Annotated in this window: 15 protein-coding genes; 11 read left to right on the forward strand and 4 right to left on the reverse strand. The window is 65.1% G+C overall.

Annotation, left to right across the window (positions count from 1 at the left end; translation table 11 throughout):
* The 4 genes from ACK41X_RS11530 to phnF all read right to left on the reverse strand — a co-directional run.
* On the reverse strand, positions 1-300 hold a 300-nt coding region (locus ACK41X_RS11530; RefSeq protein ID WP_409722964.1), incomplete at its 3' end, for a hypothetical protein.
* A gap of 24 nt (positions 301-324) precedes the next feature.
* The gene (locus ACK41X_RS11535) at positions 325-3,465 is read right to left on the reverse strand and encodes an efflux RND transporter permease subunit (RefSeq protein WP_409722966.1); all 3,141 of its coding nucleotides are present in this window, start codon (positions 3,463-3,465) and stop codon (positions 325-327) included.
* Between the two features lie 13 nt (positions 3,466-3,478).
* Positions 3,479-5,134, reverse strand: coding sequence for an efflux RND transporter periplasmic adaptor subunit (locus ACK41X_RS11540; RefSeq protein WP_409722969.1), 1,656 nt, complete (start codon positions 5,132-5,134; stop codon positions 3,479-3,481).
* Positions 5,135-5,833: 699 nt separating this feature from the next.
* The gene (gene phnF, locus ACK41X_RS11545) at positions 5,834-6,568 is read right to left on the reverse strand and encodes a phosphonate metabolism transcriptional regulator PhnF (RefSeq protein WP_409723055.1); all 735 of its coding nucleotides are present in this window, start codon (positions 6,566-6,568) and stop codon (positions 5,834-5,836) included.
* A 196-nt stretch (positions 6,569-6,764) separates the two neighbouring features.
* Here phnF and phnG point away from each other — a divergent pair, with 196 nt between their 5' ends.
* The 11 genes from phnG (at position 6,765) to phnC (ending at position 15,219) form a co-directional block, all read left to right on the forward strand.
* On the forward strand, positions 6,765-7,163 hold the full coding sequence (gene phnG / locus ACK41X_RS11550) for a phosphonate C-P lyase system protein PhnG (RefSeq protein ID WP_409722972.1): 399 nt from the start codon (positions 6,765-6,767) through the stop codon (positions 7,161-7,163).
* Complete coding sequence (gene phnH / locus ACK41X_RS11555) at positions 7,160-7,759, forward strand: phosphonate C-P lyase system protein PhnH (protein WP_409722974.1); 600 nt, start codon at positions 7,160-7,162, stop codon at positions 7,757-7,759. The genes phnG and phnH overlap by 4 nt, the downstream gene beginning before the upstream one ends.
* Positions 7,760-7,761: 2 nt before the next feature.
* Positions 7,762-8,883, forward strand: a complete 1,122-nt coding sequence (locus ACK41X_RS11560) for a carbon-phosphorus lyase complex subunit PhnI (protein ID WP_409722976.1) — start codon at positions 7,762-7,764, stop codon at positions 8,881-8,883.
* Complete coding sequence (locus tag ACK41X_RS11565) at positions 8,880-9,761, forward strand: alpha-D-ribose 1-methylphosphonate 5-phosphate C-P-lyase PhnJ (RefSeq protein ID WP_409722978.1); 882 nt, start codon at positions 8,880-8,882, stop codon at positions 9,759-9,761. Before ACK41X_RS11560 ends, ACK41X_RS11565 begins: the two co-directional genes overlap by 4 nt.
* Positions 9,754-10,224, forward strand: coding sequence for an N-acetyltransferase family protein (locus ACK41X_RS11570; protein WP_409722981.1), 471 nt, complete (start codon positions 9,754-9,756; stop codon positions 10,222-10,224). Before ACK41X_RS11565 ends, ACK41X_RS11570 begins: the two co-directional genes overlap by 8 nt.
* Entirely contained in the window at positions 10,221-11,003 is a 783-nt protein-coding gene (phnK, locus tag ACK41X_RS11575; RefSeq protein ID WP_409722984.1) for a phosphonate C-P lyase system protein PhnK, read from the forward strand. The genes ACK41X_RS11570 and phnK overlap by 4 nt, the downstream gene beginning before the upstream one ends.
* Before the next feature lie 3 nt (positions 11,004-11,006).
* Entirely contained in the window at positions 11,007-11,705 is a 699-nt protein-coding gene (gene phnL / locus ACK41X_RS11580; RefSeq protein ID WP_409722986.1) for a phosphonate C-P lyase system protein PhnL, read from the forward strand.
* A 2-nt stretch (positions 11,706-11,707) separates the two neighbouring features.
* The gene (locus ACK41X_RS11585) at positions 11,708-12,865 is read left to right on the forward strand and encodes an alpha-D-ribose 1-methylphosphonate 5-triphosphate diphosphatase (protein WP_409722989.1); all 1,158 of its coding nucleotides are present in this window, start codon (positions 11,708-11,710) and stop codon (positions 12,863-12,865) included.
* Positions 12,866-12,873: 8 nt separating this feature from the next.
* Positions 12,874-13,458, forward strand: coding sequence for a phosphonate metabolism protein/1,5-bisphosphokinase (PRPP-forming) PhnN (gene phnN / locus ACK41X_RS11590; protein ID WP_409722992.1), 585 nt, complete (start codon positions 12,874-12,876; stop codon positions 13,456-13,458).
* 11 nt (positions 13,459-13,469) lie between these two features.
* Positions 13,470-14,165: a DUF1045 domain-containing protein gene (locus tag ACK41X_RS11595; protein WP_409722995.1), complete on the forward strand. Its 696-nt coding sequence runs from the start codon at positions 13,470-13,472 to the stop codon at positions 14,163-14,165.
* 235 nt (positions 14,166-14,400) lie between these two features.
* Positions 14,401-15,219 (forward strand): phosphonate ABC transporter ATP-binding protein, encoded by an 819-nt coding sequence (gene phnC, locus ACK41X_RS11600; protein WP_409722998.1) that lies wholly within the window; start codon positions 14,401-14,403, stop codon positions 15,217-15,219.
* The last annotated feature ends 21 nt before the right edge of the window (positions 15,220-15,240 follow it).

Genomic DNA, 15,240 nt, shown 5'->3' on the forward strand with positions numbered 1-15,240 from the left:
TTCAGCGGGCAAGTTTCCGGTTGCCTTGCCCGTCAGCTTCCCGCCCTCCGCCGGCTCCAGCACGATCCTCTGGCTCTTGCCGCCGACGGCGAGGATGGCGAGGCCCTTAAATCCGGTAGGCTGGACCGGCTTGTCATTGTGATCGGTCAAATAGACGTCGATGACGTTGTTCTTCGTGATCAGCTCGACGTGATATTGACCGGCATCGGCCACGCGGCCGCCGTGACTGCCCCGCGCATCGTGAGCCACAGCCGGTGCCGAGATGATCAGCGCCGAAAGAACCGCAAGAAGCTTCAGCATGTCGTAGATCTCCTGTGTGAAAACTCAATAGGATTGCGTCGATGCAGCCGGCTCCGCCGGCCCGTCGGTCTCGGCTTGTCTGGCGATCCTCAGCCGTTCCACCGCATTGCGGCCAAAAGCGATCACCAGGAGCGGTGTCACAAAGGCGTCGAGCAGGGTGGCGCTGATAAGCCCGCCGAAGATCGTGACGGCGACCGGATGCAGGATTTCCTTTCCCGGACTGTGCGCATCGATCATCAGCGGAATGAGCGCCACACCGGCCGATAATGCAGTCATCAGCACCGGCGTCATGCGCTCCAGACAGCCCCGCGTGATCAGCTCGCGGCCCCATGGCAACCCGTCGTGAAGATGCAGATTGATGATATGACTGATCTTCAAGATGCCGTTGCGGGCCGCGATCCCCGTCAAGGTGATGAAGCCGATCATGCTGGCCACCGATAACGTCTGATCGGCCAGCCACAACGCCGCAACCGAGCCGATCAAAGCCAATGGCACCGAGCCGATGATGATCAGCGACAGAACGATCGACTTGTAGCGGCTGTAGAGGATCGCGAAGATCAGAAGCAGCGACACCAGCGACAGCAAACCGATGGTTCGCGCCGCCTGCTCCTGAGCCTGGAAGGTTCCCTCGAGACTGAGGTAGGCCCCTTCCGGCAACTTGGTTTCGGCGGCCAGGCTGCGGATCTGCTCCACCAGCCGTGCCATGTCCGCCGTTCCGTCGCTGTTCGCCATCACCACCAGCCGCCGCCGGCCGTTCTCCCGCAGGATCTGGTTTGGTCCGGTGGTTTCCCGGATTTCGGCGATCCGTCGGGCAGGTATCCAGCCCGCGGGAGTCTCGATCAGGAGATCGCCCAGCCCCTGCGTCGTCCGCAGACTTTCGGGCAGCCGCATCACCACGTCAAAGCGGCGAGGTCCGTCGATCACGCGCGAAACCACGCGTCCGTTGGACAGCCTGGCGATTTGCTCGATCACTGCCGCCGGCTGCACGCCGTAAAGCGCTGCACGGTTGTAATCGACCCGGATTTCGAGCTGCGGGATCAGCACCTGCTTTTCGACCTGGACGTCGGTCAGGCCCGGTATGGCAGCCAGTTTCCCGCGCAAGTCCTCGGCTGTGCTGCGCATCGTATCGAGATCGTCGCCGAATATCTTGAGGGCGATCTCGGAGCGGATGCCGGTCAGCATGTGATCAAGGCGGTGCGCGATCGGCTGGCCGATATTCACCGACAGCGGCAGAACGGCAAGCCGCGTCCTGATGTCGGCAACGATCTCCTGCTTGGATCGCGAGGAAAGCGCGAGATCGACCTCTATTTCGCTGACATGGACGCCCTCGGCATGTTCATCGAGTTCGGCGCGGCCGGTGCGGCGGCCGACCGACTTCACCTCGGGGACGCCCATGATCAGCCGTTCGGCGATGCTCCCGACGCGATTGGATTCGGCGAGCGACACACCGGGATTGAACTGCACCAGGATGTTGAAGGTGCCTTCGTTGAACTGCGGCAGGAAAGACCGCGGCAGCGAGAACGCGGCGAGGCCGGCCGCGACAACGCACATGACGGTCAGCCCGAGGATGAGCGTCGCGTTGTCGTAAGCACGCGCGAGCGTCGCGCCATACCAGCGCTTCAGAACGCGTACGAGAAAGCCGTCGTGTTGGTCGAGGCGTTTCAGGCCGGGCAGCATATAATAGGCCATCACCGGCGTGATCGTGATCGACACCAGGAGGCTTGCCAGGATCGAGACGATATAGGCCACCCCGAGCGGGGCAAACAGCCGTCCCTCGATGCCGCTCATCGCGAACAGCGGAACGAACACCAGCACGATGATCATCGTGGCGTAGACGATGCCGGAGCGCACCTCCTGCGATGCACTCACCACGATGTTGAAAGCCGACCGTGGATTGCCGAGCGCCCGGTTCTCGCGCAGCCTCCGGAAGATATTTTCCACGCCGACCACGGCATCGTCCACGAGTTCGCCGATCGCGATCGCAATGCCGCCCAGCGTCATCGTGTTGATCGTCAACCCGGCAAAATAAAAGACGACAGCCGTGATCAGGATCGACGCTGGGATTGCGGTCAGAGAGATGACTGTGGTCCGCCAGTTCAGCAGAAACAGGTACAGGACGATGGCAACGGCGACGAAAGCTTCGATCAGGACCGTTTGGACATTTCTGATCGAGGTTTCGATGAAATTCGCCTGCCGGAAAACGAGCTGATCCGCCTTGATGTTGTGGGGCAACGCCGCATTGAGGCCCTTCAGCGCCTGTTCGATCGTGCGCGTCAGGGCGATGGTGTCGACGTTCGGCTGTTTCTCCACCGAAACGAGAACAGCAGGTCTGCCCATAAAGCCCGAATCGCCGCGCTTGGTCCGCGCTGCGAACTCGACGGTTGCGACCTGATGCAGGTAAACCGGCCGGCCGTCGATCTTGGCCACCACGATGTTGCGCAGGTCGTCCAGGCTCGTGGTCCGCCCGATATTGCGGATGAGGTATTCGCGCGAATTGAGATCGGTGAACCCGCCGCCGGCGTTGCTGCCGAACGATTCAAGGGCCTTTTCGATCTGTTCGTAATTGATTCCAAGCGCACGCAGCGCGGGCGGCTGTGGGGCGACGCGATATTGGCGCACCTCGCCGCCGATCGGGATCACCTGCGCGACGCCGGGAATGCTGAGCAGCCGCGGCCGGATCGTGAAGTCTGCCGCCTCGCGCAATTCCATCGGCGTTGCGCTGTCGCTTGTGACCGCGACCAGCAGGATCTGACCCATGATCGAACCGATCGGCCCCATCATGGGTGTGACATTCGCCGGCAATTGTTCGCGCATCAGATTGAGACGCTCGGCGATCAGCTGGCGGTTGCGGTAGATGTCGGCGGCGTTCCAGTCGAATTCGACATAGACAAACGACAGCCCGACGCCCGATACCGAGCGCACCCTCGTGACGCCGGCGACGCCATTCATCTGCGTTTCGATCGGGAACGAAACGAGCTGCTCCACCTCCGGCGGCGCAAGACCGTCAGCTTCCGTCATGATGGTGACGACCTGCTTGTTCAGGTCGGGAAAGACGTCCACCGGAAGCTTGGTGACGCTGTAGCCGCCGAATGCCAGCAGTGCCGCGCTCAATGCGAGCACGAGCAGACGGTTTCGGACCGATTGACTGACGAGAAAAGCAAACATCAATGTGCCCCGCTCAGCGAACGTGATCCAGGAGCTCTGCGCCCTGGACCACAATGCGCCTGCCGGGCTCGATGCCCGTTGCGACCAGGACGCGGGTGGCATCGAGCGGCTCGGTGCGGACAGGTCGCGGATCGAAACGCTCCGCGGTGGTGTGTTCGAACACGAAGTCCTGGCCGTTTGCGGCGCGCACGATCGCGGTGCGCGGCACGGCGATGCCCGAACGGATTTCCCCGGTCTCCGTGAACACGGTTACGAATTGACCCGGACGCAGCTCCTTGCTGCCCTCCTCGACAGAGAAATGCACCGGGATCGACTGGCTGCGGTCGGCGAGACCGGAGCCGCGGAAGGTCAATGCAAGCGTCTTGCCGTTGCTGGCCTTGGCCGAGGCTCGCCCGGAATGAGCCACGCTGTCGAAGCTGAGCGCCTCCACCCATAATCTGCCTGGCGTCACGATGTGGAAGACGACGGCGTTGGTCTGGGCGATCTGGCCGGTGATCGGCGTGCCTTCGGCGATGACGCCGCTCACGGGCGCGATCAGCGGTTGAGGCTCATTGCGAATCGTGTCGAGCGCCGCGCGACGATCTTTCAGGCCCTCCAGTTCCAGCCGTGTCTCTTCGAGTGTGGTGCGGGCGACGGCGCCGCTGGTCACCAGCGATTCCTGCCGCGCCAGTCTTCTTTGGACAATGGCGATCTGCTGATCGAGTTCGCCCTGCTTCTGGCGCATGTCGGACACGTCGATCGCCGCAAGTGGCGGGGTAACATAGGCGAGGATGTCGCCTTGCCGGACCGTTGATCCAAGTCGCGGAAAGCCGCCGGGCGGCGGGGAAAGCACACCGCCGATCGCGGTCTGCACATAGCCGCTGGCATTCGGGTCAGGAATAATGCGGCCGGGCAGTTCGACCGTTCGCGCGTAGCGCGCCGGCCGGGCTTCGATCGTGCGCAAACCGAAGATGCGCTGGATTGGCTTCGGCACGAACACGGAGCCGTCCGGCTGGCGCATGGCACGCTGATCGCCGTTGACCGTGATTGCGGGTTCAGGCCGATGATCGTGGCCTTCATGCGCCGGCGACGATGTGGCAGCGATCAAGAGCGGCAGTGCCAGGGCTGCGGCGGCCCGCCTGGGTCTGCGGATCAGCAAAATGACAAGGGCACCCAGGACGAAGCCGGCGATGCCTGTCGCCAGAGGTGACCGGGACAGCGAGGCGAGCGCCATGTCGAGGCCGCTCATCGCGCTTGCGCCGTCGGGTTGCGCCCCCGGCACCGGAACGTCGATCGAGACCGGCAGGATATCCGGATCGCCGTCGGCCATGATGGTGACGATCAGATCGAAGTGGCCGCCCGGTTCGAGGAACGGCGCTTCGACAATAAAGACGCCGTCACCCTGCGGCTTGGCTGCCACCGGGCCTGCCGGTGTCTCGACCTCGATCTCCGCCTGCTCGACCGGTGCGTTGGTCTTGTAGTCGTCGAGATAAAGTCTGAGCGTCTTGCCGTCCGCCACAGCGACCAACTCGAACCGCTCGGAATGGGCTTCGCCGCGCGGGGCGACGGATACCGGAGCGGGTGGCGTTTCGGAGCCATGATTGTGGCCCTCATGGGCGCGAACGCCAAAGCCAGACGCCGTGAGCAGCAAGGCTGCCGGAATAGCGACCGACAGAATAGAGCGAAACATGGAGGCCGATCCTTTGCATGAACGAAAGAAGGTCCGGCTGCCCAGTTGGGCGCCGGTCCCACGTCAGCGACGTGGATGATGGTCGTTCAGGCGAAGGAGTTGGGTGGACGCGAAGGCCCGTCGCGAGCGATCTGAGCCGGTGGCGCAGGATCAGGCGCGGGGAAAACGGTTGCAGGCGAAATCCGGACGCTCATCCACGCCGCTGGTGTCAGCGCCGTGCCGCCGCCGGAACAATGGCCGGCGCCGCAGCAGCCACGATCGCTGCAATCCGCGTGAGATCGGTCCGTGGACGGCGCGAACGGCTGCATCCGCACTTCAGCTGGTAAAGTGGACAACTGTACCTTGGAAGGCGCGTTGCGAACCGCGCGATTGTCGGGAACATGCTTCATTGCATGCGGATGCGCAGCGCCGCCATGAGCCACGCTCCCATGCGCCATCCCGCCATGCGCCATCCCGCCATGCGCCGCCGCGCCGGTCGGTAGAGCGACCAGCAGCAATGCCGCGAGAGCGAAGACAATCGAGGCCAGGGTCCGGATGGACATGCGGTCTTATATCTCAAACTTCGAATATTGGAAAGCGCCCGTCGAATTTCCCTGACAGATGGGTCTCATGGGTCCGCTTCCGCAGCCGGCGATCATCAAGGCAACTGGTGTCGCAAACAGGGCGACACGTTGTCTCTCGCCGCGGCGGCGCGCCGGTTCAATCCCGGTTTTCCACCACAAGTTCGACGCGGTCGGCGGCAAAGCGCGCATGGCTGGTGAGAATCGGCCGGCCGTCGGCGGCGACATCGACGCTGTCCACCACCAGCAGCGGCCGCCCGGGATTGAGACGCAGCTTGGCGGCATGAACTGTATCGGCCATCGCCGCCGACAGCCGCGTTTCCTTGCGGCGATAATCGGCATAACCGAGATAGCCGAGCAGCCGGGTGACCGAGCGCACCATGCGATAGATCCGCGCGGCATCCGGAGCGATCTCCAGCGGCAGCCAGCTGGTGCTCAGCGAAACCGGCACCCGGTTGGCGCTGCGCAGTATGTCGAGCCGCACCACCATGTCGTCCGGCTGCAGATCGAGGCGCAAGGCGACGTCGCGCGGCGCCGGCTCCTTTGTGCTCGACAACAGCCGGCCGCCGGCCCTGCGCCCTGAGGCGCCGATGATCTCCGAAAAGCGCGTGCGTTCGCGGATCGGATAGGCGATGCGCGCAGCATCGACATAGGTGCCGCTGCCGCGCTCGGCGCGAACGAGGCCGCGCTCGGAAAGCTCGGCGAGCGCGCGCCGCACCGTGTGGCGGTTGACGCCGAACCGCTCCGCGATTTCGAGTTCGCCGGGAAGCTTGGTCCCGCTCGCATAGTCGCCGCGTACGATCGCTTGCTCGATGTCGTCGGCGATCTGCCGCCACAGCGTCACGCCGGCGGGACCGCCGCCATTCATCCGCATGTCGCTGGCTTGAGCCATCGGTTTGCTCCACAGGTCTTCCGCGCCGTCATCAAAGCGTCACGAGCGGATCCTATAAGTTGTCTAGCACAATAGACAACTTGATGCCATGCCCGACTTCAACCCGTCAACGGCGAATCAAAGTTCCTCCGCGATCACGGCGCGGCAAGGTGCGATGCGCCTCCTGGCGTACGCGACCATGACGGAAATCAGCAACGGTCTTACGGCAGTCGGTTACGCCGGCGAGGCCACCAATTTGCGCGCGCCGGAACAAGGACTCGTCATGCTGCGCGGACGTATCGGCGGGGATGGTGCGCCGTTCAATGTCGGCGAGGCCACGGTGACGCGCTGCGTGGTGCAGCTGAAGAGCGGCGAGATCGGCCTGTCCTATAGCCTTGGCCGCGACCGGGACCGCGCGCGGCTTGCAGCCTTGTGCGACGCTCTATGGCAAACCGGGACGCATCGCGCGGCGATTGAGCGGCATGTGCTCGCGCCGGTGCGTGCGCGAATCGAGCGCGAGCGCGAGATTGCCGCGCGGCGCGCGGCTGCGACGCGCGTCGACTTTTTCACGCTGGTGCGCGGCGAGGACCAGCCATGAGCGCGGCGCTTTCTGCGGCATTTGCCGATCCGGTGCGGGATGCGCAAGCGGTGTTCCGGGCCGCGATGAACGCGCTGGCGCGGCCGGGCATGGTTTTGCAGCTCGATTGCGCGCTGGCGCCGCCCGCTCCGCTGTCCACCGGCGCTGCGGCGATCGCGCTGGCGCTTGCGGATTACGAGACGCCGTTGTGGCTCGATGCAGAGCTTGCGGCAAGCGAAGCGGTCGCGGCCTGGCTGCGGTTTCATACCGGTGCGCCGGTCGTTGCCGATCCGGCGCGTGCGGTGTTTGCGCTGATTTCGGACGCCCGCGCATTGCCGGATCTTGCGCTGTTTTCATGGGGCGAGCAGGATTATCCGGACCGTTCGGCCACGCTGATCGTGCAAGTCGCAAGCTTGTCGGCCGGGACGGCGCTCCGCCTCAGCGGTCCCGGCATCGAGACCGCGCAAATGCTGCGCGCCGGACCGCTTCCCGCCGATTTCGCGGATCGCGCCGGGGCCAATCGCGCCTTGTTTCCGCGCGGCGTCGATTTCCTGCTGGTGGCGGATAAGGCGGTGGCCGCGCTGCCGCGCTCGACCCATGTCGAGAGGGAGGGCTAGCGGTGTATGTCGCCGTCAAGGGTGGCGAGCGCGCCATCGAAAATGCCCATCTTCTGCTGGCGCATCACCGCCGCGGCGATCCCGCCATTCCCGAGCTGACGCTGCCGCAGATTTCGCAACAGCTTGGGCGCGCCGTCGACCGGGTGATGTGCGAGGGCTCGCTCTACGACCGCGAACTGGCCGCGCTCGCCATCAAGCAGGCCTGCGGCGATCTGATCGAGGCGATCTTCCTGCTGCGCGCCTACCGCACCACCTTGCCGCGCTTTGGTTCCTCCGAGCCGGTCGAGACCGGTGCGATGGCCGTGCAGCGGCGCATCTCCGCGACCTTCAAGGATCTGCCGGGCGGACAGATTCTCGGTCCGACCTTCGACTACACCCATCGGCTGCTCGATACCGGTCTTGCCGCAGGCGGCGAGCCCGCGCCCCCCGCCGAGGCTGAGGCCGCGGCCGGGCCGATGCCCCGCGTCACCGATCTGCTCGGCACCGACGACCTCATCGAGCCGTCGCCTGCAGACGACCCGGATGCGGGCGTCGGCGATCTGACCCGCGAGCCGCTGGAGTTTCCGGCCGGGCGCGACCTGCGACTGCAAAATCTCGCGCGCGGCGACGAGGGCTTCCTGCTGGCGCTCGGCTATTCGACGCAGCGCGGCTATGGCCGCACCCATCCCTTCGCCGGCGAAATCCGTCTTGGCGAGGTCGAGGTCGAGTTTTTCGCGGAAGAGGTTGGATTTGCCGTGCCGCTCGGGCCGGTCACCGTCACCGAATGCCAGATGGTCAATCAGTTCAAGGGTTCGGCCAACGAGCCGCCGCGCTTCACCCGCGGCTATGGACTGGTCTTCGGCCACAGCGAAAGGAAGGCGATGGCGATGGCGCTGGTCGACCGTTCGCTGCGCGCCGCAGAGCTCGGCGAGGCGATCAAGGCGCCGGCGCAGGATGAGGAATTCGTCTTGTCGCATTCCGACAATGTGCAGGCGACCGGCTTTGTCGAGCATCTCAAGCTGCCGCATTATGTCGATTTCCAGGCCGAGCTTGGACTTGTGCGCCGGATGCGGGCCGAAGCCGAAGCCGCGCGCCGCGACGCTGCGGCGCATGAGGGCATCGACGCCCGGGAGGCAGCGGAATGACGGCGCCCACCTACAACTTCGCCTATCTCGACGAGCAGACCAAGCGGATGATCCGCCGCGCGATCCTGAAGGCGATTGCGATCCCCGGCTATCAGGTGCCGTTTGCCAGCCGCGAAATGCCGATGCCGTATGGCTGGGGCACCGGCGGCGTGCAGGTCACGGCTGCGATTCTCGGGCCCGATGATGTGCTGAAGGTGATCGACCAGGGCTCGGATGACACCACCAATGCGGTCTCGATCCGGCAATTCTTCCGCAAGACCGCAGGCGTCGCCACCACCACTTCGACAAGCGAAGCGAGCGTGATCCAGACGCGGCACCGCATTCCCGAGACGCAGCTTTCGCAAGCGCAGGTGTTGGTCTACCAGGTGCCGATCCCCGAGCCTTTGCGTTTTCTGGAGCCGCGCGAAACCGAGACCCGCCGCATGCATGCGCATGCCGATTACGGGCTGATGCATGTGAAGCTCTACGAGGATATCGCCCGCCACGGCCATATCGCCACCACGTATGCCTATCCGGTCAAGGTCGCCGGCCGCTATGTGATGGACCCGTCGCCAACGCCGAAATTCGACAATCCGAAGATGGACCGTTGTCCGGCCCTGCAATTGTTCGGCGCCGGACGCGAAAAGCGCATCTACGCGATTCCGCCATACACACAGGTGGTGTCGCTCGACTTCGAGGACCATCCGTTCGAGGCGAGCCGCACCGATGAGACCTGTGCGCTGTGCGGCGCGGATGATACCTTCCTCGACGAGGTGATTACCGACGACAAAGGCGGCCGCATGTTCGTCTGCTCGGATACCGACTATTGCGGGCGGCGGCGCGGCGGCGACTCGCCAGCCATTCCGTGGCGTAACGAGGGGGATCCGGGTCATGCCTGACCGCGCGGATGTCATCATTCGTCCCGCAACGCGTGACGATCTCGGCGGCGTGCTTGCACTCTATGCGCAGCCGGAGATCGACGACGGCGCAGTCTTGCCGCTGGAGGACGCCAACGCGCTGTTGACGAAATTCGCAGCCTATCCGGACTACACCCTCTACGTTGCCGAGCGGGACGGCCGCATCGTTGGCAGTTTTGCGCTGCTGATCATGGACAATCTCGGTCATCGCGGCGCGCCGTCGGCCATTGTCGAGGATGTGGTGGTCGCTCCGGATCTGCACGGCATGGGGATCGGCCGGCAGATGATGGGCTTTGCCATCGGCAAGGCGCGCGAAAAGAGCTGTTACAAACTGATGCTATCCTCCAATGAACGGCGCGACCGCGCCCATGCCTTCTACGAATCGCTTGGTTTCGAGCGGCATGGCTTCAGCTTTCGCGTCGAACCCGGCCGGACGCCCGCATGACCGCAACCGAACAGCCGCTGCTGATCGCCGAGGGCCTGTCGAAATGGTACGGGCGCCAGCTCGGCTGCAGCGACGTCTGCCTTGAGCTTTACGAGGCCGAGGTGCTGGCCATTGTCGGGGAATCGGGGTCCGGAAAATCGACGCTGCTGCAGCTTCTGTCGGCGCAGATCGAGGCCAGCGCCGGGCGCGTGCTCTACCGCATGCGCGATGGCGTGACCCGCGATCTTGCGACGCTCGGCGAAGCCGAGCGCCGCTTCCTGTTCCGCACCGACTGGGGCTATGTGCATCAGGACGCGGCGCAGGGCCTGCGCATGGCGATTTCGGCGGGCGGCAATGTCGGCGAACGTCTGATGGCGGTCGGGCATCGGCACTACGGCAACATCCGCAGGACCGCGACGCAATGGCTGGAGCGCGTCGAGATCGATCCGCGCCGGATCGACGATACGCCTGCGACCTTTTCCGGCGGGATGCGCCAGCGCCTGCAGATCGCGCGCAATCTTGTCACCGCGCCGCGCCTCGTCTTCATGGACGAGCCGACCGGCGGGCTCGATGTGTCGGTGCAGGCACGTCTGCTCGACCTGGTCAACCGGCTGGTCCACGATCTCAGGCTCGCCGTCGTCATCGTCACGCATGATCTCGGCGTGGCGCGCCTGCTCTCGCACCGCATGATGGTGATGAAGGGCGGGCGCGTCATCGAGACCGGATTGACCGATCAGGTGCTGGACGATCCGCGCGAGGCCTATACCCAGCTCCTTGTCTCTTCGATTCTTCCGGCGTGAGCGATGAACGACATCCTCACCCTCTGCGACGTCGGGAAGTCCTTCACCATGCATCTGCAGGGCGGCGTGACCTTGCCGGTCGTCGACCGCGTCTCATTCTCCGTGCATGCGGGCGAATGCGTGGTGCTCGCGGGGCCGTCCGGCACCGGAAAATCATCGATCCTGAAGATGATTTTCGGCAGTTACCGGTGCGATCGCGGATCGATCCGGCTGCGGCACGGAAACGAAACGTTCGACATTGCCGGCGCCGCGCCGCGGCAGGTGCTGGCTCTGCGGCGCAGCGGCATCGGCTATGTCTCGCAATTCCTGCGCGCCGTGCCGCGCGTAGCCGCGATCGACATCGTTGCCGGTCCGCTCGAGACCGACGGGCTATCGCCCGAAGCCGCCCGCGAGACGGCAGCGAAAGCGCTGGCGCGCCTCAATCTGCCCGAGCGCCTGTGGGATCTGCCGCCCGCGACTTTCTCCGGCGGCGAGCAGCAGCGGGTCAATATTGCGCGCGGCTTTGTGCAGGACCGGCCGCTGCTGCTGCTCGATGAGCCGACCGCCTCGCTCGACGCGGCCAACCGCGCGGTGGTGATCGAGATGATCCGCGAAAGGAAGCGCAAGGGGACCGCGATTATCGCCATCGTTCACGACGACGACGTCCGCAAGGCCATTGCCGACACCGTCGTCGATATTCAACGCTTTGCAAAGGCAGCCTGACCATGACCGCCCGTCCCGACGTCGCAATCCTGAGCAATGCACGCCTGGTCCTGTCGGACCGCGTCATCGAAAACGGATGGCTGGCGATGCAGGACGGCCAGATCGCAGCCTTCGGCGAGGGCCGCCCGCCCGAGCGCGGCGAGGACATGGGCGGCGATATCGTGATGCCGGGACTGATCGAGCTGCACACCGACCATCTCGAAGCGCATTACATGCCGCGCCCCAAGGTCTACTGGAATCCGGTCTCTGCGGTCGTCTCCTATGACGGGCAGCTTGCGACCAGCGGCATCACCACGGTGCTGGATTCGCTGCGGGTCTGGCGCGAGGACGCCACCGATGACTCCGACGGCGAGGCCGTGCTGCTGGCCAATGCCATTTCGGCGGCGCGCGAGGCCGGGCTGTTGCGCGCCGACCATTATCTGCATCTGCGCTGCGAGGTGCCGATGCCGGGGGTGGTCAACGAGGCCGCGAGCCTGTTTGCGCGGAACGATGTGCGTCTCGCTTCGCTGATGGACCATACGCCCGGCCAGCGTCAGTTTCGCGATGAGGACAAGCTGCGCACCTATTATCGCGGCAAGAATGCCGGGATGAGCGAGGCCGATCTCGACAAGATGTTTGCCTCGCGCATCGCCTATCAGCGCGAATTCGGCGCGCGCAATTACCGCGCCCTGGTCGAACTGGCGCAGCGGCAGCAAACACCGCTCGCCAGCCACGACGACACCACGCTCGACCATGTCGAGCAGGCCATCGCCGACGGCATCGCCATCGCGGAATTTCCGACCACCATCGAGGCCGCGGCGGCGCTGCACCAGGCCGGCATCCGCGTCATGATGGGCGCGCCGAACCTCGTGCGCGGCGGCTCGCATTCCGGGAATGTCGCAACGGCCGATCTGGCGCGTGAAGGGCTGCTCGACATCCTGTCGTCGGATTATGTGCCATCCAGCCTGCTTGCCGCCGCGGTGACGATGCCGACGCTCGTCGACGGGATCGACCTTGCAAGCGCGGTCCGCACGGTGACCAAGACGCCGGCCGAGGCCGTCGGTTTCACCGATCGCGGCGAGATCGCGCCCGGAAAACGGGCCGATCTGATCCGCGTCCATGTCGCCCATGACGTCCCCGCCGTGCGCGCGGTCTGGCGCGCCGGCGAGCGGGTGGCCTAGCATACGGCATGACGGTCAGCCCGCACCCGATCGGACCTGGCGCCTTCGTCGCGGTCTGCGGCCCGAGCGGCGGCGGCAAGGATTCGCTGATCCGCGGCGCCCGGGAGCTGTCGCGCGGTGCCTCCGACATCGTATTCCCGCGCCGGATCGTCACGCGCATGGCTTCCGACGCCGAGGATCACGACACCGCAAGTCCCGGGGCGTTCGATGAAGCCTTGGCTGGCGGCCGCTTCGCCATCTGGTGGGAAGCGCACGGTCTGAAATATGCGCTGCCGGTCTCGATCGATTCCGAAATCGCCGCAGGGCGCGTCGCGGTCTGCAATGTGTCCCGCGGCGTGCTTGCGCAATTGCGGCGGCGCTACGCCCGAACGGTCACAGTCCTTGTGACCGCGCCGGCCGAGATACTGCTGGCCCGGATTGCCGGGCGTGCGCGCGCAACCGATGGCGATGCGGCCATGCGGATCTCGCGGTCGTCCAGCTTCGCCGGCGACGTTGCAGCTGATCGGGTGATCGAGAATACCGGCTCGATCGACGATGGCGCCCGCAAGCTCTTCGACCTGATCGAAGCGCAGCGCGTTCCGATCCGCGTGTAGCGATACCCATGATGTCTGCACCGCGCTATGCCATCTACTTCACGCCCGATCCGGAGACGCCGCTGGCGCGCTTCGGCGCCAGCGTCATCGGTTATGATCCCGACTGCGCCCGTGACGTGCCGCAACTGGCTCTCGACCATGTCGCCTCGTCCGAAATGGTCGCGGCAACCCAGAACCCCCGCCGCTATGGCTTCCACGCGACCCTGGTCGCGCCGTTTTACCTGAACGGCGCCAGCGAACAGAGCCTCGTATCCGCACTCGATGCGTTTTGCGCGCAGATGTCGCCCGCGGCGCTCGGCCGTCTCGTGGTGACACGGGTCGACGACTTCATTGCATTGACGCCAAGCGAGAGCGTTCCGGCGGTCGATGCGCTCGCGGCCGCCTGTGTGGCGTTTTTCGACCGCTATCGCGCGCCGTTGAGCGCATTCGATCTGGCGCGGCGCAGTGCGGAGGATCTGTCGGCGCGGGAGCGGCAGAATCTCGAACGCTGGGGCTACCCTTACGTGATGGACGAGTTCCGGTTTCACATGTCGCTGACCGGACGGCTTGCGCCGGACGACCGCCAGCGCTTCCAGCGCGCACTGACGGATGCTTTCCGTCCTCTTGCGGATGTCCCGCACCGGATCGAAAGCCTTTCCGTGTTGCGGCAAAGCGCCCCAGAGCAGAGATTTTCCGTGCTCGCCCGGCGGGCGCTGCGGCGCCCCTGAAGATGAAGAAACGATGACGGCCCTGCGCCGGGTGCCGGGGCGCGCAATTGTACAATAACAGCGGCGCATTGCATGACAATCGTCTGACAGCCTCGTGACATCAGATGAAGTCCGTCTGACACGAAATCGCGCTAAGAACTTGTGCACAGGCGCAAATTTCGCCCCGCGGCTTTGTCACATGACTGTCGGACGCCTGCGTTACGCCTTCCGCTCAACAGAAAGCGGAGGCTGAGAAATGCTCGAGCTTGACGCAGTGACGCGCCGCTTTGGCGCCACGGTCGCGGTATCGGACGTCTCCATCAAGATCAGGCCGGGCAGCTTCGTCGGTGTGATCGGCCGCTCCGGCGCCGGCAAGTCCACGCTGCTGCGCATGATCAACCGGCTGGTCGATCCTTCGGCGGGGCGGATTGTGTTCGACGGCGTCGATGTCACCCAATTCAAGGGCGCGCAGCTCAAGGCGTGGCGCGCCCGCGCGGCAATGATTTTTCAGCAGTTCAATCTGGTGCCGCGGCTGGATGTTCTGACCAATGTGCTGCTCGGCTCGATCAGCAGGCGGCCGACGCTGGCTTCGCTCGCTGGAATTTTCACCGAGACCGAGCGGGCCATGGCGGTGGAGGCGCTGGAGCGCCTCGACCTGATGCCTTACGTCTTTCAGCGTGCGGGCACCCTGTCGGGCGGCCAGCAGCAGCGGGTCGCTATTGCCCGCGCGCTGATGCAGCGGCCGGCCATCCTGCTCGCCGACGAACCGATTGCCTCGCTCGATCCTCGCAATGCGGCGCGCGTCATGGACTCGCTGAAGCGCATCAATGGCGAGGACGGCATCACGGTGCTGTGCAACCTGCACACCATCGACGCCGCGCGGCAATATTCCGACCGGATCGTCGGTATGGCGCATGGCAGGATCGTCTTTGACGGCAGGCCCGCAGAGCTGACACCCGCGGCGATGCGGGAAATCTACCAGATCGGCGATCAGGAAGCCGACATCACCGAAGAGATCACCGCGACAACCGGGTGGTTGCGTCCGGCTCCGGAACTCGCCGCCGCGCCGGCGTGAAGGGCGAAGCGCAGCTCATTT

The sequence above is a fragment of the Pseudorhodoplanes sp. genome, from assembly GCF_046289595.1.
Lineage (GTDB): Bacteria > Pseudomonadota > Alphaproteobacteria > Rhizobiales > Xanthobacteraceae > Pseudorhodoplanes.